Source organism: Pseudomonas sp. M2 (genome assembly GCF_015751845.1).
Classification (GTDB): domain Bacteria; phylum Pseudomonadota; class Gammaproteobacteria; order Pseudomonadales; family Pseudomonadaceae; genus Aquipseudomonas; species Aquipseudomonas putida_E.
Map to the genome: position 1 here is coordinate 2,627,095 of NZ_JADOUD010000001.1, position 17,440 is coordinate 2,644,534.

The 17,440-nt window shown below is 62.1% G+C and carries 19 protein-coding genes and 1 pseudogene; 16 read left to right on the plus strand and 4 right to left on the minus strand.

From position 1 onward, the window contains the following. Window positions 1–36 precede the first annotated feature (36 nt). From IWW33_RS12130 to IWW33_RS12150, 5 genes are all read left to right on the plus strand, one after another. The gene (locus IWW33_RS12130) at window positions 37–378 is read left to right on the plus strand and encodes a hypothetical protein (protein ID WP_039603601.1); all 342 of its coding nucleotides are present in this window, start codon (window positions 37–39) and stop codon (window positions 376–378) included. 217 nt (window positions 379–595) lie between these two features. Next, the gene (locus tag IWW33_RS12135; protein WP_174141998.1) at window positions 596–1,495 is read left to right on the plus strand and encodes a TauD/TfdA family dioxygenase; all 900 of its coding nucleotides are present in this window, start codon (window positions 596–598) and stop codon (window positions 1,493–1,495) included. 17 nt (window positions 1,496–1,512) lie between these two features. Continuing rightward, window positions 1,513–2,532 carry an ABC transporter substrate-binding protein gene (locus tag IWW33_RS12140; RefSeq protein WP_174141997.1) on the plus strand — a complete coding sequence of 340 codons (1,020 nt, stop codon included), beginning with the start codon at window positions 1,513–1,515 and terminating at the stop codon, window positions 2,530–2,532. 6 nt (window positions 2,533–2,538) lie between these two features. After that, window positions 2,539–3,402, plus strand: coding sequence for an ABC transporter ATP-binding protein (locus IWW33_RS12145; protein WP_115273156.1), 864 nt, complete (start codon window positions 2,539–2,541; stop codon window positions 3,400–3,402). A gap of 14 nt (window positions 3,403–3,416) precedes the next feature. Then, window positions 3,417–4,280 (plus strand): ABC transporter permease, encoded by an 864-nt coding sequence (locus IWW33_RS12150; protein WP_174141996.1) that lies wholly within the window; start codon window positions 3,417–3,419, stop codon window positions 4,278–4,280. 11 nt (window positions 4,281–4,291) lie between these two features. On the opposite strand, the gene IWW33_RS12155 is transcribed toward IWW33_RS12150, so the two are convergent. Continuing rightward, a complete protein-coding gene (locus tag IWW33_RS12155) occupies window positions 4,292–4,849 on the minus strand; it encodes a WYL domain-containing protein (protein ID WP_174141995.1) in 558 nt (185 codons plus the stop codon). 206 nt (window positions 4,850–5,055) lie between these two features. Between IWW33_RS12155 and IWW33_RS12160 the strand changes: the two genes are divergently transcribed. The 7 genes from IWW33_RS12160 to IWW33_RS12190 all read left to right on the plus strand — a co-directional run bounded on the left by IWW33_RS12160 (window position 5,056) and on the right by IWW33_RS12190 (window position 12,072). Then, entirely contained in the window at window positions 5,056–5,853 is a 798-nt protein-coding gene (locus tag IWW33_RS12160) for a tetratricopeptide repeat protein (RefSeq protein ID WP_046788345.1), read from the plus strand. Between the two features lie 102 nt (window positions 5,854–5,955). Beyond that, window positions 5,956–6,408 (plus strand): MarR family transcriptional regulator, encoded by a 453-nt coding sequence (locus IWW33_RS12165; RefSeq protein ID WP_174141994.1) that lies wholly within the window; start codon window positions 5,956–5,958, stop codon window positions 6,406–6,408. Beyond that, window positions 6,405–8,492, plus strand: coding sequence for an FUSC family protein (locus tag IWW33_RS12170; RefSeq protein ID WP_174141993.1), 2,088 nt, complete (start codon window positions 6,405–6,407; stop codon window positions 8,490–8,492). The genes IWW33_RS12165 and IWW33_RS12170 overlap by 4 nt, the downstream gene beginning before the upstream one ends. Further along, window positions 8,489–8,701 carry a DUF1656 domain-containing protein gene (locus IWW33_RS12175; protein WP_008096887.1) on the plus strand — a complete coding sequence of 71 codons (213 nt, stop codon included), beginning with the start codon at window positions 8,489–8,491 and terminating at the stop codon, window positions 8,699–8,701. The genes IWW33_RS12170 and IWW33_RS12175 overlap by 4 nt, the downstream gene beginning before the upstream one ends. Then, window positions 8,698–9,573: an HlyD family secretion protein gene (locus IWW33_RS12180; RefSeq protein ID WP_012316803.1), complete on the plus strand. Its 876-nt coding sequence runs from the start codon at window positions 8,698–8,700 to the stop codon at window positions 9,571–9,573. The genes IWW33_RS12175 and IWW33_RS12180 overlap by 4 nt, the downstream gene beginning before the upstream one ends. Beyond that, window positions 9,570–10,991, plus strand: coding sequence for an efflux transporter outer membrane subunit (locus IWW33_RS12185; RefSeq protein ID WP_115273153.1), 1,422 nt, complete (start codon window positions 9,570–9,572; stop codon window positions 10,989–10,991). Before IWW33_RS12180 ends, IWW33_RS12185 begins: the two co-directional genes overlap by 4 nt. Window positions 10,992–11,091: 100 nt before the next feature. Then, on the plus strand, window positions 11,092–12,072 hold the full coding sequence (locus IWW33_RS12190) for an RHS repeat-associated core domain-containing protein (RefSeq protein WP_196914284.1): 981 nt from the start codon (window positions 11,092–11,094) through the stop codon (window positions 12,070–12,072). A gap of 468 nt (window positions 12,073–12,540) precedes the next feature. Here IWW33_RS12190 and IWW33_RS12195 read toward each other — a convergent pair whose 3' ends face one another. After that, window positions 12,541–12,996, minus strand: a complete 456-nt coding sequence (locus tag IWW33_RS12195; RefSeq protein WP_119687958.1) for a transposase — start codon at window positions 12,994–12,996, stop codon at window positions 12,541–12,543. A 517-nt stretch (window positions 12,997–13,513) separates the two neighbouring features. On the opposite strand from IWW33_RS12195, the gene IWW33_RS12200 reads away from it, so the two are divergent. The 3 genes from IWW33_RS12200 to IWW33_RS12210 all read left to right on the plus strand — a co-directional run bounded on the left by IWW33_RS12200 (window position 13,514) and on the right by IWW33_RS12210 (window position 14,763). Beyond that, window positions 13,514–13,777: a hypothetical protein gene (locus IWW33_RS12200; RefSeq protein WP_012316800.1), complete on the plus strand. Its 264-nt coding sequence runs from the start codon at window positions 13,514–13,516 to the stop codon at window positions 13,775–13,777. Next, window positions 13,774–14,022 (plus strand): DUF3077 domain-containing protein, encoded by a 249-nt coding sequence (locus tag IWW33_RS12205; RefSeq protein WP_115273150.1) that lies wholly within the window; start codon window positions 13,774–13,776, stop codon window positions 14,020–14,022. Before IWW33_RS12200 ends, IWW33_RS12205 begins: the two co-directional genes overlap by 4 nt. 288 nt (window positions 14,023–14,310) lie before the next feature. Next, complete coding sequence (locus IWW33_RS12210) at window positions 14,311–14,763, plus strand: YaiI/YqxD family protein (protein ID WP_012316798.1); 453 nt, start codon at window positions 14,311–14,313, stop codon at window positions 14,761–14,763. Here the strand turns inward: IWW33_RS12210 and elbB are convergent, their stop codons facing one another. After that, on the minus strand, window positions 14,764–15,429 hold the full coding sequence (gene elbB, locus IWW33_RS12215; protein WP_115273149.1) for an isoprenoid biosynthesis glyoxalase ElbB: 666 nt from the start codon (window positions 15,427–15,429) through the stop codon (window positions 14,764–14,766). 113 nt (window positions 15,430–15,542) lie between these two features. Here elbB and IWW33_RS26645 point away from each other — a divergent pair. Further along, window positions 15,543–16,169: pseudogene (locus IWW33_RS26645) on the plus strand (sterol desaturase family protein); the annotation flags it as partial. Between the two features lie 501 nt (window positions 16,170–16,670). Here IWW33_RS26645 and IWW33_RS12225 read toward each other — a convergent pair. After that, complete coding sequence (locus IWW33_RS12225) at window positions 16,671–17,315, minus strand: DedA family protein (protein ID WP_080952215.1); 645 nt, start codon at window positions 17,313–17,315, stop codon at window positions 16,671–16,673. Between the last annotated feature and the right edge of the window lie 125 nt (window positions 17,316–17,440).

The following is a 17,440-nucleotide window of genomic DNA, read 5'->3' on the forward strand; positions in this document are numbered from 1 at the left end:
TACCAACAAGGAACCATCGTGACGAGGGACGACGCCATGTTCTACGTGCAACGCGACGCCGAGGGCCAGTTGCTGCGGGTAGAAGCTGCACCCTATGCCGAACATACGGAGATCCTCCCGGCAGATCATGCCGAGATACAGGAGTGGTTTGCTGACGATGTCGTCGAAAACAGCCTGAAGCAGCTGAAGCAGAGCGACTTGGACATGATCCGGGTGCTTGAAGACTTGATCGAGGTGCTGACTGCCAAAGGCGTGTTCAGCATCACCGACCTGCCGCCTGGCGCCCAGGCCAAGCTGCTCAGTCGCTCGACTGCGCGCAAGGCGCTCGGCAGCTTGAACAATCTGATCGAGGACGAGGAGGAGGGCGGGTTGATTTAATCCGCTGTACTTGCCTGCTTACCCGGCAGACAGCTGCCACCCTCATATCGTTATTCATTAACGGTATTTAAAATATTTTTCTTATTACCTTATAGTCACTCCACTGCGTACCCGTCGACCAATCGATGCGCCGCACGACTTGAACCCACACGGCTAAACCCCGTGCGTTTCTGATCGTTGCGCGTCATCGAAGTCGCGCACTGCGTGGGAGTGAAAAATGTCCGCCGCCTCGAACGCCTTGTCGTCCAACCACAGCGCTCAGCCGCAAACCTTTGAAATCCGCCCGTTCGCGGGTGCCGTTGGCGCCGAGATCATCGGCCTGGACCTGGCAAAACCGGTCAACGCCGAGGACTTCAGCCTTATTCATCGCGCCCACCTCGAGCACCATGTACTGGTGCTGCGCGACCAGCGCATCAGCCCTGAACAGCAGATCGCCTTCAGCCGCCGCTTCGGCCAACTGCAAATCCATGTGCTAAAGCAGTTTCTGCTCACAGGCCACCCCGAGATCCTGATCGTCTCCAACATCATCGAGAACGGCCACAACATCGGCCTGGGCGATGCCGGCAAGTTCTGGCATTCGGACCTGTCATACAAGGAACTCCCAAGCCTGGGTTCCATGCTGCACGCCCAGGAGTTGCCCAGTGAAGGTGGCGACACCCTGTTCGCCGACATGCACAAGGCCTGGGACGCGGTACCCCAAGCGCTGCGCAAGCAGGTCGAGGGCCGCAGTGCCGCGCACTCCTACACCGCCCGTTACGCCGAGACCAAGTTCGAAGGCAACTGGCGCCCGACCCTCAGCGCCGAGCAGCTTGCACAGGTGCAGGAAGTGATCCATCCGGTGGTACGAACCCACCCGGAAAACGGCCGCAAGGCACTGTTCGTCAGCGAAGGGTTCACTACCCGCATCGTCGGCCTGCCGGATGATGAAAGCCGCGACGTGCTGCAGCAGCTTTATGCCCTGAGCGTGCTCGAACAGAACATCTACCGCCACCAATGGCAGGCACACGATCTGGTGTTCTGGGACAACCGCTCGCTGACCCACCTCGCCACAGGCTGCCCGGCGCACCTGCGACGCAAACTTTTCCGCACCACCATCCAGGGCGATGCCCCGTTCTGACGACTGAGGAAACCATCATGCGCAAATCCATCAGCCGCCTGGCGGCAAGTATCAGCCTGGGCGCAAGCCTGGTCGTGGGCAGCCTTGCGGCCCCCACGGTGGCCCATGCCGAAGGCAAGATCCGCATTGCCGAGCAGTTCGGCATTGTCTATCTGCTGCTCAATGTGGTGCGTGATCAGCAACTGATTGAAAAGCACGGCAAGGAGCAGGGGATCGACATCGCCGTCGACTGGGCCCAGCTATCCGGGGGTGCTGCGATCAACGACGCGCTGTTGTCCGGCTCGGTGGACATCGCCGGTGCCGGCGTTGGGCCGTTGCTGACGGTATGGGACCGCACCAAAGGCCGGCAGAACGTCAAGGCGGTGGCCTCGCTGGGCAACTTTCCGTACTACCTGGTCAGCAGCAACCCGAACGTGAAGACCATCGCCGACATTTCCGGCAAGGACCGCATTGCCGTGCCGGCCGTGGGCGTCTCGGTGCAATCGCGCTTCCTGCAGTACGCCGCTGCCCAGCAGTGGGGCGAGAAGGAATACAACCGCCTCGACAAGTACACCCTTGCCGTACCGCACCCAGATGCCACCGCTGCGTTGCTGGCTGGCGGCACCGAGCTCAACGGGCACTTCTCCAACCCGCCGTTCCAGGACCAGGCACTGGCCAACAAAGACGTGCACGTGGTGCTCAACAGCTATGACCTGCTCGGCCCCAACTCGCCGACCGTGCTGTTTGCCACCGAGAAATTCCGCAACGACAACCCCAAGACCTACAAGGCGTTCGTCGATGCCCTGGCCGAGGCTGCGGACTTTGCCCAGAAGGACAAGGCGGCGGCTGCCGATACCTATATCCGCGTCACCAAGGCCAAGATTGACCGCGATGTGCTGATCAAGCTGATCGACAACCCCCAGTACGAGTTCACCGTAACGCCGAAGAACACCTACAAGCTGGCCGAATTCCTCTACCGGGTAGGCGCCATCAAGCACAAGCCTGAGTCGTGGAAGGATTACTTCTTCCAGGATGAACGCCCACTGCAGGGGAGCTGACCGACCATGACCGCCCCATTGCCAGGCCACACGGCCAGCAACCTTAGCCGTGTGGCTACACCGCCGTTGCTCAAGGTGGATAACCTGAGCCTCGAATACCGTACCGCGCAGCGCGTGGTGCGGGCCACCCATCAGGTCAGCTTCGAAGTCGACCGTGCCGACCGTTTTGTCTTGCTGGGCCCCTCGGGGTGTGGCAAGTCCACGCTGCTCAAGGCCGTAGCCGGGTTCATCAGCCCACAGCAAGGGCAGATCCTGCTGCAGGGCCAGCCGGTCACCGGCCCTGGCCCCGATCGCATCGTGGTGTTCCAGGAGTTCGACCAGCTGCCGCCGTGGAAGACGGTGAAGCAGAACGTCATGTTCCCGCTGCTCGTTTCTGGCCAGCTCAAGCGCGCCGAGGCCGAAGACCGAGCGTTGCATTACCTGGACAAGGTTGGCCTGGCGGCTTTTGCCGACGCTTATCCGCATACCCTGTCGGGCGGCATGAAAGCGCGCGTGGCAATTGCTCGTGCACTGGCCACGCAACCGAAGATCCTGTTGATGGATGAGCCGTTCGCCGCACTCGATGCGCTTACCCGGCGCAAGATGCAGGAAGAGTTGCTGTTGCTGTGGGAGGAGGTGCGCTTCACCTTGCTGTTCGTCACCCATTCCATCGAGGAGGCGCTGGTAGTGGGTAACCGCATCCTGTTGCTGTCACCCCATCCGGGGCGGGTACGGGCCGAGGTGCACAGCCATCAGTACGACCTCGGCAGCCTCGGCGCCAGTGACTTCCAGGCCAGCGCCCGGCGCATCCATCGGCTGTTGTTCGACGAGGCCGATGCCCCTGAGCAGGCCGAATACCTGGGCTTCAACGACATCCGCATTGCCTACTGACAGGAGCTTGAGCCATGACCACTACACCTGTACGTCAGGAATACGAGGTGCAGCTGGAGCCGCTGCTCAGTGTGCCTCTGGAACGCAACCTGTCGCTGGCCCAGCGCCTGTGGCAGCAAGGCTGGTTACGCAAGGCGGTGATCCTTGTGGTGATCGCAGCATTGTGGGAGGCCATTGCCCGCTACCAGGGCAATGACCTGCTGCTACCGAGTTTTTTGCAGACTGCCGCGGCGCTGTGGGACGGCCTGCGCAGCGGCGAGCTGCCGGCCAAGGTCGGCGTGTCGTTGGTGATCCTGCTCAAGGGGTACGTGCTGGGCATCGTGCTGGCTTTCGGCCTGACCAGCCTTGCGGTTTCCACCCAGCTGGGCCGCGACTTGTTGGGTACGTTGACCTCAATGTTCAACCCGCTGCCCGCGATTGCCCTGCTGCCGCTGGCTCTGCTGTGGTTCGGGCTGGGCGACAACAGCCTGATCTTCGTGCTGGTGCACTCGGTGCTTTGGGCGCTGGCGCTGAATACCTACGCGGGTTTTCTTGGCGTTTCTGAAACCTTGCGCATGGCTGGGCGCAACTATGGCCTCAAAGGGCTGCGGCTGGTGCTGCACATCCTGGTGCCCGCGGCACTGCCGTCGATCCTGTCGGGGCTGAAGATCGGCTGGGCATTTGCCTGGCGCACGCTGATCGCCGCCGAGCTGGTGTTCGGCGCGAGCAGCGGCAAGGGCGGGCTGGGTTGGTACATCTTCCAGAACCGCAACGAGCTGTATACCGACAAGGTTTTTGCCGGGTTGGCGGTGGTGATCCTGATCGGGCTGCTGGTCGAGGGGTTGGTGTTCAATACCCTGGAACGGGTGACCGTGTGGCGCTGGGGGATGCAGCGCTGATCTGTAGCGGCCTAATTTTGGTACTGCGCAGCCGCATTGCTCAGGGTCTTGGCAATCTCACTGCGCAGTTCATCCGGCTGCTCCACCTTCACCCCGTCCCCCTGGCTCAACACCCACCAGCGTAACGCCCAGCCATCTTCCATCGTGGCCTGCAGCCGATGCCCGTGCTCCAGGGCAGTCAGCTGCATGTCTGCACACAACGGCTGATCACGTAACTGTCGTGCCACCCTGTCGTTGACCCAGGCTTGCAGCGCCAGCCCACCACCTTGCGCCGGCTGGAGCGCCTCACCGCGCAAGTAGCCCTGCAGGTCGAAATTCCCACGCAGCTCACCCAAGGCATTCGCCGACCAGTGCCAGCCGAACGGAATGCTCTTGTCGTTGCGCTCCAGCGGGAAGATCAACGACAGCTCATTGAGGTCGCGTTCCACCGTGCGTTTGCTGACGGTGAAACCCACATCGCGCAGGCGCCACACCAGTTCTGCGCTGGTAATGCCCGGGGAACGGCTGGGTAGCTGGCGCAGCAGCGCCCACTGACGGCTGAGGGTGGCGCGGGTGGTGGCGAACGGCAAAAGGTAACGTCCTTGTCTAGGCTTGCCGCATCAGGATGGCGGCATTAGTGGGTCATGGCAATTAGCCACGATCCGTTCAGATCAAGGAACCGCCAATTGGTTGCCTGGCGCCGAATCGTTCGCGACAGGTTTTGACGTGACGTCGCGCAGAATCACGCCTCATCACAGCCGCAGTAAGGCCTGTGGGTCGTTCAATGAGGATGAACATGTCAGCTGTCAGCAATATCCACTCGCTGCTCGCCCGTCTTCTGCCTGAGCAGGTCATTCCCGCGCCGACCCCCGCTGGCAGGCGGCAGCGGCTGTTCGCCGGGGTGGGGTTGCCCAGCCAGCGGGCGCTGCTGGTCAACCGCCTGGACGAAGCGGCGGACCTGCAAGCGGTGTATGCCGACCTGCGCCATCAAGCGCTGGCCGGCCATGTGGCGGCGCTCAATGACCTGGGCTGGGTCTGGCTCAATGGCAAGTACTGGCGTGCCGACACCGTGCTGGCCGGGCACCTGCTGCGCATGGCGGCCATGCAGGGCAATGCCGCAGCCTGGTTCAACCTGGGGCAGCAGCACTACTTCGGCAAGGGTGTGGAGGTTTCCTACGTCCAGGCCGCAGAGTGCTATCGCCATGCCTTTGACCGGGGCATGCTCGATGCAGCCGCCGCACTCGGCGATTTGTACGAGGAAGAAGTCTGCGATGCGCAACTGGGCTGGCAGGTCGATCTGGCTCAGGCTTACCAGTGGTTTCTTCGTGGGGCCGAACGGGGCGAGGTGCGTTGCCGCTTCGAGGTGGGCTACCGTTTGTTGCATGGCCTGAGTGTGGACGCTGATATCAAGGCCGGGCTGTACTGGCTGGAGCTGGCGGCAGCGACCGGGGTCATGCAGGCGGCCGAGGAGCTGGCAGTGCATTTCAGCCGTTGCGATGCGGCGCGCTATCTGGATTGGCGGGATCGGGCAGTGCAGATGGGCAGCACGTTGGCGCTGGCGATGAAGTTGGAGGACCAGGTTCAGCCTCAATGAACAACAATTCATGTATTCCCCCCGTCGCCCCCGGTTGACGACAGGGGGAGGGCCAGGCGTATATTGATAGTTAGCAAACTATGAATATCCTTGGTTCTTTACATGACGCTTGACTCACTGCGCCTGCAAGTCAGCACCGGCATGGTCGTTGCCGCCCGCCATTGGCGGCGCATTTGCCATACAGCCCTGACCAGCTACGGCATTTCCGAAGCCTGCGCCGCACCCTTGCTGATGATCGTGCGCCTGGGCGATGGCGTGCACCAGGTAGCCGTGGCTCAGGCCGCTGGCCTGGAAAGCCCGTCGCTTGTGCGCCTGCTTGACCAGCTGTGCAAGGCTGGCCTGGTATGCCGCAGCGAGGATCCGCTGGACCGCCGTGCCAAGGCCCTGAGCCTGACAGCCGAGGGCCGTGCCTTGGCCGAAGCCATCGAAGCCGAACTGGTGCGCGTACGCCACGAAGTGCTGCAGGGTATCGATGAGGCCGACCTGCATGCCGCCTTGCGCGTGCTCCGCGCCTTCGAGGCAACAGGCCTTGGAAGCACTGGCGGGGTGGCATGAACGGTTTCTTCAGTTCGGTACCGCCGGCCCGCGACTGGTTCTATGGTGTGCGTACCTTTGCCGCGTCGATGATCGCGCTGTACATCGCACTGCTCATGCAGCTGCCGCGCCCCTACTGGGCGATGGCAACCGTCTACATCGTTTCCAGCCCATTCGTTGGGCCTACCAGCTCCAAGGCCCTGTATCGGGCCCTTGGCACGCTGCTCGGCGCTGGCGGGGCAATCTTCCTGGTGCCGCCGCTGGTGCAGTCGCCGTTGTTGCTGACCGTCGCGATCGCCCTGTGGACTGGCACATTGCTGTACCTCTCGCTGAACCTGCGCACCGCGAACAACTACGTGCTGATGCTGGCCGGCTATACGCTGCCAATGATCGCCCTGGCGGTGGTCGACAACCCGCTGGCAGTGTTCGACGTTGCTTCTTCACGTGCCCAGGAAATCTGCCTGGGGATTGTCTGCGCAGCCGTGGTCGGCGCGATTTTCTGGCCACGACGCCTGGCGCCCGTGGTGGTTGGCGCGACCGGGAGCTGGTTCAGCGAAGCGACCCGCTACAGCGATACCTACCTCGCCCGTGATGTTGCTGCGGACAAAGTGGGTGGCATGCGTGGTGCCATGGTTGCCACCTTCAACTCGCTGGAGTTGATGATTGGCCAGCTCGGCCACGAGGGTGCAGGCCCGCATACCTTGAAGAACGCCCGCGAGCTGCGCGGGCGCATGATCCATCTGCTGCCGGTGATCGACGCCCTTGACGACGCCCTGGTGGCGCTCGAAGGCCGCGCCCCGGCGCAGTTCGCCCAGCTGCAACCAGTGCTCGCCGCCGCCCGCGAATGGCTCGAGGGCACAGCACAAAGCGCCTCGGTAGCACGCTGGACTGCCCTGCACGAACAGATCGACCGCCTGCAGCCCGGCGCCGCCGTCCTCGACCAGCGCGCCGAACTGTTGCTGTCCAATGCGCTTTACCGGCTGACCGAATGGGCCGACCTGTGGCAGGACTGCTGTACCTTGCAGCACGCCTTGCGCACGGATGACGCCAAGCCCTGGCGCGCGGTCTACCGCCACTGGCGCCTGGGCCGCCTGACACCGTTCTTCGACCGTGGCTTGATGCTTTATTCGGTGGTTTCCACCGTGCTGGCAATCATCGTCGCCTGCGGCCTGTGGATCGGCCTGGGCTGGAACGACGGCGCCAGCGCGGTGATCCTCGCCGCCGTGTCGTGCAGCTTCTTCGCCGCCATGGACGACCCGGCACCGCAGATCTACCGGTTCTTCTTCTGGACGTTGATGTCGGTCATCTTCTCCAGCCTGTACCTGTTCCTGGTGCTGCCCAACCTGCACGATTTCCCGATGCTGGTGCTGGCCTTCGCGGTGCCGTTCATCTGCGTCGGCACCCTGACCGTGCAGCCACGCTTCTACCTGGGCACCTTGCTGACCATCGTCAACACCTCGACCTTCATCAGTATCCAGGGCGCCTACGACGCCGATTTCTTCACCTTCCTCAACTCCAACCTGGCAGGCCCTGCAGGGCTTCTGTTCGCATTCATCTGGACCCTGGTGATGCGCCCGTTCGGTGTGGAACTGGCCGCCAAACGCATGACTCGCTTCGCCTGGCGGGACATCGTCGAGATGACTGCCCCGGCGACCCTGGCCGAACGTCGCCAGCTCGGCGTGCAGATGCTCGACCGCCTGATGCAGCACCTGCCGCGCCTGTCGCAGACCGGCCAGGACAGTGGCGCAGCCCTGCGCGACCTGCGCGTGGGCCTGAACCTGCTCGACCTGCTGGCCTACCTGCCGCGTGCAGGCACCCAGGCCCGCGAGCGCCTGCAAATGGTGATCGAGGAAGTGGGCGGCCACTACGCTGCGTGCCTGCGTGCCGGTCAGCGCCTGCATGCCCCTGCACCGCTGCTGCGCAACATGGAGCGGGCACGCCTGGCGCTGAACCTGGATGAACTGTACGAACGTGGCGATGCCCGCACGCACCTGCTGCATGCCCTGAGCGGCCTGCGCCTGGCATTGCTGCCGGGTGTCGAGGTGATGCTCGAGCCTGCCGAACAACCGCAACTGCCCCCCGGGCTCGACGGAGCGCCCCTGTGATCGGTGAACTGGATATCAGCGGGGTGTTCCTGCCCACGCTGCTGGTGATGATGGTCTGCACCTACCTGCTGTTTCTCGGGGTGCACGCGGTGCTGGTGCGCCTGCACTTCTACCGCCTGGTCTGGCACCGGGCATTGTTCAACGTTGCTTTGTATGCCGTGCTGCTTGGCGCGGTGGACCATTTTTGCCGAAGCCTGATGCTGCCATGAAAAAACCTTTGCTGACCCTGGGCCGTGTGGTCCTGACCTTGCTGGTAGTGACCTTCGCCGCCGTGCTCGTGTGGCAGATGGTGGTGTACTACATGTTCGCCCCCTGGACCCGCGACGGCCACATCCGCGCCGACGTGATCCAGATCGCCCCGGATGTTTCCGGGCTGATCCAGAAAGTCGAAGTGCGTGACAACCAGACCGTCAAGCGCGGCGACGTGCTGTTCACCATCGACCAGGACCGCTTCACCCTGGCGCTGCGCCAGGCCAAGGCGACCCTTGGCGAACGCCAGGAAACCCTGGCCCAGGCCTCTCGCGAAGCGCAGCGCAACCGCAAGCTGGGCAACCTGGTGGCGGCCGAGCAACTGGAAGAAAGCCAGTCCCGCGAGGCCCGTGCCCGTTCGGCGGTGAGCGAGGCCCAAGTGGCGGTCGACACCGCCCAGCTCAACCTGGACCGTTCGGTGGTGCGCAGCCCGGTGGACGGTTACCTCAACGACCGCGCGCCGCGAAACCACGAATTCGTCACGGCCGGCCGCCCCGTGCTTTCGGTCGTCGACAGTGCTTCGTATCACGTCGATGGCTATTTCGAAGAGACCAAATTGGGCGGCATCCACATTGGCGATGCCGTGGACATCCGCGTAATGGGCGACAACACTCGCCTGCGTGGCCACGTGCAGAGCTTTGCCGCCGGTATCGAGGACCGCGATCGCAGCAGCGGCAGCAACCTGCTGCCCAACGTCAACCCGGCGTTCAGCTGGGTGCGCCTGGCCCAGCGGATCCCGGTGCGCATCGCCTTCGATGAAGTGCCGCAAGACTTCCGCATGATCGCCGGGCGTACCGCCACGGTGTCGATCATCGAGGGCCCGCGCCCATGAAACAGCTGATCCTGGCTGGCTTGTGCCTGTCTCTTGGGGCCTGCATGATGGTAGGCCCGGACTATGAAGTGCCCAAGGACGCGGCAGTGCAGCGCAGCGACCTCAGTGGGCCGCTGCGCCAGGATGCTGCCAGCGTCGTGTCGGCGCCGGTACCCGAGGACTGGTGGCAGCTGTATCAGGATCAACGCCTCAATGAGCTGGTGCGCCAGGCGTTGAGTGCCAACACCGAACTGCGCGTGGCTGCGGCCAACATTGCCAAGGCCCGTGCGCAGGTCGAGGTAGCCCAGTCCCAGGGTGGATTCAACGGTGGCATCAAAGCCGGAGCCCAGCGGTTGCAGGAGTCTGGCGAGGCATTTTTGCTGACCGAGAAGGTGCCAGTGGCCAACATCGGTGATGCGATCATCAGCGCTTCCTACCAGTTTGACCTCTGGGGTACCTTCAAGCGTGGCACCGAAGCGGCCAAAGCCAATGCCGACGCTGTGCAGGCCGCTGCCGATACCGCCCGCATCACGTTGGTGGCCGATGTGGTCAAGGCCTACACCCAGGTGTGTTCGGCCAACGAGGAATACCACATCGCCCGCGAGTCGCTCGGCTTGCAGCAGCAGAGCGTGCAGCTCAACCAGCGCCTGCGTGATGCTGGCCGGGGTGACGAAACCCAGGTCACTCGCTCGCAGACCCAGTTCAAATCGCTGCGCGCAGAGTTGCCGCGCTTCAAGGCCGAGCGTGAAACCGGCCTGTATACCTTGGCCGCGCTGCTGGCCAAGCCTGTGGAGCAACTGCCTGCCGGCACTGCCGAGTGTGCCGAGCTGCCACACCTGAACCAGCTGTTGCCGGTCGGTGATGGCGCCGCGCTGCTCAAGCGCCGCCCCGACGTGCGCCAGGCCGAACGCCAGCTGGCGGCATCTACAGCGAATATCGGCGTGGCCACGGGCGCCCTGTATCCCGACATCAGCATCGGCGCCCAGGTTGGTACCATCGGTATTCTCGAGAACCTGGGTGAGCCTGCGACCAACCGCTGGGGCTTCGGCCCGCAGATCAGCTGGAACATCCCCACCAACGGCACCCGTGCCCGCATTCGCATGGCTGAGGCTTCGACCCAGGCGGCGCTGGCGCATTTCGACGGCGTGGTGCTCAACGCCATTCGCGAAACCCAGACCCGCCTGGCCCAGTACAGCGCCTTGCTCGACCGGCGTGATGCGCTGGCCGAGGCGGAGAAGTCGGCAAAAGAAGCGGCGGACCAGACGCACCGCTATTACCAGGCGGGGCGTGAGTCATTCCTGGCGGACTTGCAGGCGACACGGACCTACACGGACATGCGCGCGCAGCTGGCGGCGGCCAATAGCCAGGTGGCGATGGGGCAGATCGGTGTGTTCCTGGCGTTGGGCGGTGGGTGGAAGGGCGCTGCGGTGAAGCAGTGAGGGCGGAACAGGGTCGTGGCGATACCTGTCACTTTTGCCAGTAGCGAGCTGCCACGAACTGCATCAGCATGGTCTGGGCCCGATACGAGGTCAAACCACCATGAGCCAGAACACGCAGGGTCGAGAACTGTCCTGTACCCAGTTTTTTTACGCGCAAGACCGGCTTGTGACACAGGTGGAGGGCCAGTCAACGCGAACGGTGTTGCGGGCGAGGGGCTTACTGTTAGCGCAGTTGCGTTGTGACGACAACGCACTGCAAACCGTAGTGCTTACGATGGACGCCAAAGACTCTGTGCTCATGGCTTCGGTAAGCGGCGAAGCACAAAGTTTTGCCTACCCACCTTACGGCTCCAAGCAGGAAAGCGCCGATCTCCCAGGGTTGCCCGGTTTCAATGGAGAAACACGGGACGCTGTGACAGGGCACTATTTTCTAGGTTTGGGCTATCGTCTGTACAACCCTGTGCTGATGCGCTTTCAAAGTACTGACAGCTTGAGCCCATTTGGCGAGGGTGGGTTGAATGGCTATGCGTATGTCTCCGGTGATCCTGTCAATTTCAGTGACCCGACCGGGCATATGCCTACTAAGGGAGTATTGCCGGCACACATGAAAAGGCCTCACTCATTGATTGTGTCTCCCAATTCGCAGAAGACCCGCGCTTCGAGGAAGCCTGCGATGAACCGATCTATTTCGACTGCCTCCAGCTCGTCATTATTATCCTCCCCCTCCCCCTTGTCAGGAGGGAGCCCTCCATTGGGTGAACGGTACAGCTCACCAAGCTCTGTATTTTCAAACGCATTCTCAGAAGAAAACCAAGGCTGGAAACTAAACAAGGCGGACGTGAGAGAAAATTTGAAAGTACTGACTAAAGTTGAGCAGCAGAAATTCGATGAATTTCAAAATTCGATTCACAATAAGGGGCTGCCGCCTTGGGAAGCTGTATTGCCTTTAGGTGATGTAGACTACAAACTTTATAGGAAAGATTTAGGGATTTATCAGTTCCGCCTCAATGGCGGTACCCGTGTTCACTTTGAGGTGGAGGGTAAAACCGTGATTATTCGCCAGGTGGGAGGGCATGCGTAGCGTACGCGGCATATTGCCAACCCTGCAGTCGTAAGAAATTTCCGAATATAAAACCAAATGCTTCAGTCGAATTATCCTACGGCGTCTGTCGGAAGGTGTCGTTTTGGCTGGAAAGTGTTCCCGGAATACTGTGCTCAGGTCACCTTGCAAGGCGATCGGGCGTGAGACACTCGGTTTAAACGTGAGTAGCCGACAGCCTTCATTGCGGAAATCCTCACTTCGGCATCATCAGGCAAATGTTTCTCACGCTACAAGGAAAATTATGATTTTTAGGGTTTGCTCGACTATATCGGTGCCGACTATCCGCCGACCGTGCGTGACGGCCAGTTGGGCGCGCGCCTGGCCGTGGCCTACGAAGTCCGTCAGGCGCCGGTGATTACCCCGGACCCCGCCCGTGGTGCTTCGTTGTATGCACACAACTGCTCGATCTGCCACGGTGACACGGGGCAGGCGATGTGGCCATGGCAGTCAAACCCAGATCGCGTCCCAATGCGGATAATCCCCCACCCGCTCAACCAGACCTGCGCGCATAGGGTTCAAGACGATGTACCGCGCCACAGCCTGCACGTCCTCTTCTCGGCGCAACGCCCGGTCATGAAACCCCTTCTGCCAAAGCCTCCCATATCGCCCGAGATGGCGGTTGATGGCACAGGTGCTGTGCGACTTCACCCGGCGCATCAACGTTTTCAGGCTCACCGGCCCCAGCTCGATCAACCAGTGGAAATGATCAGGCATTACCACCCAGGCTAAAGACCGCGCCGCACCTTCTGCCTCGGCCTGGCGTAGCTGGCTGACCAACAAGCGGGCCGAGTGAAACCCACCCAGTACAGGGGCCCTGTGCAATGTGGTGCTGGTGAGAAGGTACAACCGATGCCTTTCTGAGAACCGGCCAAGCCTTAGCTGATTTGAATGGGGACGATCCATGTTCCCTGCCTCCTATGGTTTGCCTGTGAGGCTAGTAGCGACGGTTTTATCAGGTTGGACGCAATTGGTACCTGCTGTTTCCGCGGGGTAGCCAATCGCCGGCAAGCCCACAGGGAACGCGCAGTTCTTGAGGTCTGCACTGTACTTGTGGGAGCCGGCTTGCCGGCGATCGAGGGCGAAGCCCTCGCAGCAGTCGCAAGCCGTAAGACATTTCTGAACCTGAAACCAAATGCTTCTGTTCGTTCACTCTGGCGACTTATCCTACGACGCCTATCGGAAGGTGCCGTCTTGGCTGGCAAGCGCTCCGGGAATAATGTCCTCGGGTCGCCTCGCAAGGCGATCGGGCGTGAGACACCCGGTTCACATTCGGTAGCGCCGCTCCATGGCGGTCGTGCGCGGGCAGGCTTCGGTCTGGCCGGGGTTACCGTATGTCCCGGGTCTCACCCCGTGCACGACTGCCACCCAAATCCGTGAGACGAGGAGGAAGGCAGGTCAGCCCAACATACGGAGATCCGCCATGAAAAAGCTCGTCCCAGATCCACCTCCATCCGCCCTGCTTCTGCTCGACCCTCCCGCCATCTCGCTCCCGGAACCGCCCAACACCCAAGAGTGCAACGCACTCATCTGCGCTTTGACCCTGACCATCAAACAGACCTCCAGCGTGCTGCTCGACAGCCCGCAAGGCCCTGTGCGTGACGCCATGGGCATGAACATCCGCCTGCTGTGCCGGATGATCAATGCGCTGAACGAGCACGCCGGTGCGCAAGGAGCATCACAATGAGCGAGGGCCTCAACCAAGCATCAACGGCAGGCGTAGAAACCTTCGACCTGTTCAGCCTCAGGCCTGATGTTCCGTTCGATCATGCGTTCTCGCAGCTTTCCGTACTGCTCGGCTGCATCCGCCACCTCACCACAGAAGCAGAAATGGAAAACGACCGCATCGCTGGCAGCGCGGCGCGGATTCTCAGCGAGATGGCCAAGGCATTGATCGATGATCTGGAGCGGGGGATGAACGAGGCTCACTGAGGCTGCGCAGGCTCCATTTGTTGCGATTGCTGCTTCTGCAACTGCACAGGGCCGTTGAAATAGATGTGCCATTGCGTGTTTCTTTCGCCGGGACGAGTAACATGGCCGTTTCGGGGCTGCTACGCAGCCCATCGCCGGCAAGCCAGCTCCCACAGGTACAGCGCAGAGCTCAAGAGCTGCGCGATACCTGTGGGAGCTGGCTTGCCGGCGATGGGCCGCAAAGCGGCCCCAAATCGCTCAACTGAACGGCATCGGGCAAAGCCCCTCCTGCTTCAAGAGGAAAACGCAATGCGCATATGGATCGACGCCGACGCCTGCCCCAAGGCAGCCAAGGACCTGATCGTCAAATTCGCCCTCAAGCGCAAGCTCGAGGTGGTCATGGTGGCCGGGCAGGCCGTGGCCAAACCGGCCTTCGCCGTTGTGCGGCTGATCGTGGTACCCAGCGGCATGGATGCCGCCGATGATTACCTGGTCGAGCACGCCGTGCCAGGTGAGCTGGTCATCTGCAGCGACGTGCCGCTGGCCGACCGCCTGATCAAGAAGGGGGTAGCGGCGCTGGACCCACGCGGCCGTGAATTCGACGAGCGCAACATGGGCGACCGGCTGGCAGTGCGCAACCTGTTTACCGAGTTGCGCGAGCAGGGCCAGGCCGGCGGAGGGCAGGGGCCTTATGGCGAACGCGAAAAGCAGGCGTTCGCCAATGCGCTGGACCGTATTCTGGCCCGCTTGGCCAAGGGCTGATCAGTCAGCCTCGTGGGTCATTTCCAGCACGCGATCCACCAGCTTGTAAATGCCGCCAGCCGCCTCGCTGATCGACTTGGCCACCATGTACGCCGGCGTGGTCACCAGCTTGCGCTGGGTGTCCTCGACAATGTCATGCACATCGCACTCTTCATGGGTGCCACCCATCTTGGTCACCGCAGCAGCAGTATCGGCATCGTTCCCGATGGTGCAAACCACGCCAGGGCCGTAGATCTTGGCCGCCAGTGCCGGTGAAATGCACATCAGGCCAACCGGCTTGCAAGCTTCGGCAAAGGCCTCGGCCAAGGCCAGTACCTGCGGGTTGACCGTGCAATCGCTACCTTCGACGGCAAAGTCGGACAGGTTCTTCGCCGCCCCGAAACCACCCGGCACGATCAGCGCGTCGAAGTCCTCGGCCCTGGCCTCGCTGATGTCCTTGACCTCGCCGCGGGCGATGCGCGCCGATTCCACCAGTACATTGCGCGACTCAGGCATCTGCTCACCGGTGAGGTGGTTGATCACATGCATCTGCGCGATGTTCGGCGCGAAGCACTGCACCTGTGCGCCGCGCTGGTCGAGGCGCAGCAGGGTGATCACGCTTTCATGGATTTCGGCGCCATCGTAGACGCCACAGCCGGAAAGAATCACCGCTACTTTTTTCGTCATGCTCATTACTCCAGTGTCGAGGCGCTAAATGTCCTCTAGTTTGGCAGATGTGGCCATAGGGGTTGCCTTGGGTGCATCCTAATCTGTGTGGATACCCTTCGAGGCAGCTGTCCATGGACTTGATTCTGCTGGCCGTACCGTTCTTTTTCGTGCTGATCGCGGTTGAATTGGTCGCCGACCGTGTGCGCGGCCAGCGCAATTTCACCGTGGCCGATTCGATCAACAGCCTGAGCACCGGCGTGCTGTCCACCAGTACCGGGCTGCTGACCAAGGGGGCAGGGCTGGTGACCTATGCACTGGCGTGGGAGCATCTGGCGCTGCTGCACCTGCCGGGCCACGCCGTCTGGGTCTGGTTGCTGGCGTTCGTGCTGTACGACTTCTGCTATTACTGGCTGCACCGCTTGGGGCATGAGCGCAATGTGCTGTGGGCAGCCCACTCGGTGCATCACCAGAGCGAGGAGTACAACCTCACCACCGCGTTGCGCCAGACCAGTAGCGGCTTCCTCTTTTCGTGGATCTTCTACCTGCCGCTGGCGCTGGTCGGCGTGCCGCCATGGGTGTTCATTACCGTGGCGTCGCTCAACCTGCTGTACCAGTTCTGGGTGCACACCCGGCACATTCCCAAGTTGGGCTGGCTCGAATGGATACTGATCACACCGTCCAACCATCGCGTCCACCATGCGCAAAATACTGTTTACTTGGATCGCAACTACGGCGGTGTGTTCATTCTTTGGGACCGTCTGTTTGGCACCTTCAAGGAAGAAGACCCGGCCGAGCCGGTGGTGTTTGGCGTGACCACGCCGTTGGCCAGCTGGAACCCGTTGTGGGCCAACCTGCAGTTCTATGCCCAGCTCTGGGACGATGCCCGGCGCACCGATAGCCTGTGGGACAAACTGCGTATCTGGTTCATGCCCACTGGCTGGCGGCCGGCGGATGTGGCCGCGCGTTATCCACAGGCCAAGCAGAACCTGGCGCTGTTCCGTAAGTTCGAGGTTGCCCTGGGGCGGGCGCAGCAGGGTTATGTGGTGCTGCAGTTCGCCGTTTACGTGGCATTGGGCAGCTACTTGATGGGCGTTGCAGAGCAGGTGCCGACGGCGGCCCTGGTGCTTGGCTGGGCGGTGATGGCGCTGGGGTTGTTCGCCCTGGGCGCGGCCCTGGAAAACCGGCCGTGGGCAGGGCGCCTGGAGCTGGCGCGCCTGTTGTTGAATGTGCCTGCGCTGTATCTGGCTGGCGCTCTGGGCTTAGGGGTTGTTACGCCCTTGGTCTGGGCCCTGCTCGCGCTTTACAGCCTGCTCAGCCTCGGCGGCCTGGGCCTGTGCCGCGGCCTTGCGCTCGGCGCGCAAGGTGCGAAAACGCCGCCGCAGCCACAGCAGGGCGCCGAGCAGCAGCAGGCCACCGAGCACCCATAGCTCGTACTTCTTCACGTTGCCCAGCATGCCTTCAAGAATGGCGCCGAAGTGGTACGCGGCTGCGCCCAGGGCCAATGCCCAGACGGCTGCGCCGATGCCGTTGAGCAGCAGATAACGGCGGGGTGGGTAGCCGGACAGGCCGATAGCCACGGGCATGACCGTGCGCAGGCCATAGACGAAGCGGAAGCTCAGTACCCAGATGTCGGGGTGGCGGCGGATATGTTCCAGCGCCCGGTCGCCCATGGCCTGCCAGCGCGGCTTGCGCGCGAGGATCTTGCGCCCGTGGCGGCGGCCCATGAAGTACCACAGCTGGTCGCCGGCATAGCTGCCGAAGAATGCCACGATCACCACCAGGCTGATGTCCATGTACCCGCGGAACGCAAGGAATCCTGCAAGCACCAGGATGGTCTCGCCTTCGAAGAAGGTGCCTAGAAAAAGGGCAAAATAGCCGAAATCCTGCAGGAATTGTTGAAGCATTTTCTGAGGTGCTGGCGAAATGAACGCGCAGCCTACCCCTTCACGCGCGTTCGTGAAAGTGTCCAGATGTGTCTCGACGTGAACAATTCGTACAAGGACAATGGCTTCAGCCACAAGTCGCGGGC

Bases quoted from the DNA above. Each gene is read 5' to 3' on its own strand.
- IWW33_RS12130 (WP_039603601.1), top strand. From the start codon at position 37: ATGTTCTACGTGCAACGCGACGCCGAGGGCCAGTTGCTGCGGGTAGAA.
- IWW33_RS12135 (WP_174141998.1), top strand. From the start codon at position 596: ATGTCCGCCGCCTCGAACGCCTTGTCGTCCAACCACAGCGCTCAGCCG.
- IWW33_RS12140 (WP_174141997.1), top strand. From the start codon at position 1,513: ATGCGCAAATCCATCAGCCGCCTGGCGGCAAGTATCAGCCTGGGCGCA.
- IWW33_RS12145 (WP_115273156.1), top strand. From the start codon at position 2,539: ATGACCGCCCCATTGCCAGGCCACACGGCCAGCAACCTTAGCCGTGTG.
- IWW33_RS12150 (WP_174141996.1), top strand. From the start codon at position 3,417: ATGACCACTACACCTGTACGTCAGGAATACGAGGTGCAGCTGGAGCCG.
- IWW33_RS12160 (WP_046788345.1), top strand. From the start codon at position 5,056: ATGTCAGCTGTCAGCAATATCCACTCGCTGCTCGCCCGTCTTCTGCCT.
- IWW33_RS12165 (WP_174141994.1), top strand. From the start codon at position 5,956: ATGACGCTTGACTCACTGCGCCTGCAAGTCAGCACCGGCATGGTCGTT.
- IWW33_RS12170 (WP_174141993.1), top strand. From the start codon at position 6,405: ATGAACGGTTTCTTCAGTTCGGTACCGCCGGCCCGCGACTGGTTCTAT.
- IWW33_RS12180 (WP_012316803.1), top strand. From the start codon at position 8,698: ATGAAAAAACCTTTGCTGACCCTGGGCCGTGTGGTCCTGACCTTGCTG.
- IWW33_RS12185 (WP_115273153.1), top strand. From the start codon at position 9,570: ATGAAACAGCTGATCCTGGCTGGCTTGTGCCTGTCTCTTGGGGCCTGC.
- IWW33_RS12190 (WP_196914284.1), top strand. From the start codon at position 11,092: ATGAGCCAGAACACGCAGGGTCGAGAACTGTCCTGTACCCAGTTTTTT.
- IWW33_RS12195 (WP_119687958.1), bottom strand. From the start codon at position 12,996: ATGGATCGTCCCCATTCAAATCAGCTAAGGCTTGGCCGGTTCTCAGAA.
- IWW33_RS12200 (WP_012316800.1), top strand. From the start codon at position 13,514: ATGAAAAAGCTCGTCCCAGATCCACCTCCATCCGCCCTGCTTCTGCTC.
- IWW33_RS12205 (WP_115273150.1), top strand. From the start codon at position 13,774: ATGAGCGAGGGCCTCAACCAAGCATCAACGGCAGGCGTAGAAACCTTC.
- IWW33_RS12210 (WP_012316798.1), top strand. From the start codon at position 14,311: ATGCGCATATGGATCGACGCCGACGCCTGCCCCAAGGCAGCCAAGGAC.
- elbB (WP_115273149.1), bottom strand. From the start codon at position 15,429: ATGACGAAAAAAGTAGCGGTGATTCTTTCCGGCTGTGGCGTCTACGAT.
- IWW33_RS12225 (WP_080952215.1), bottom strand. From the start codon at position 17,315: ATGCTTCAACAATTCCTGCAGGATTTCGGCTATTTTGCCCTTTTTCTA.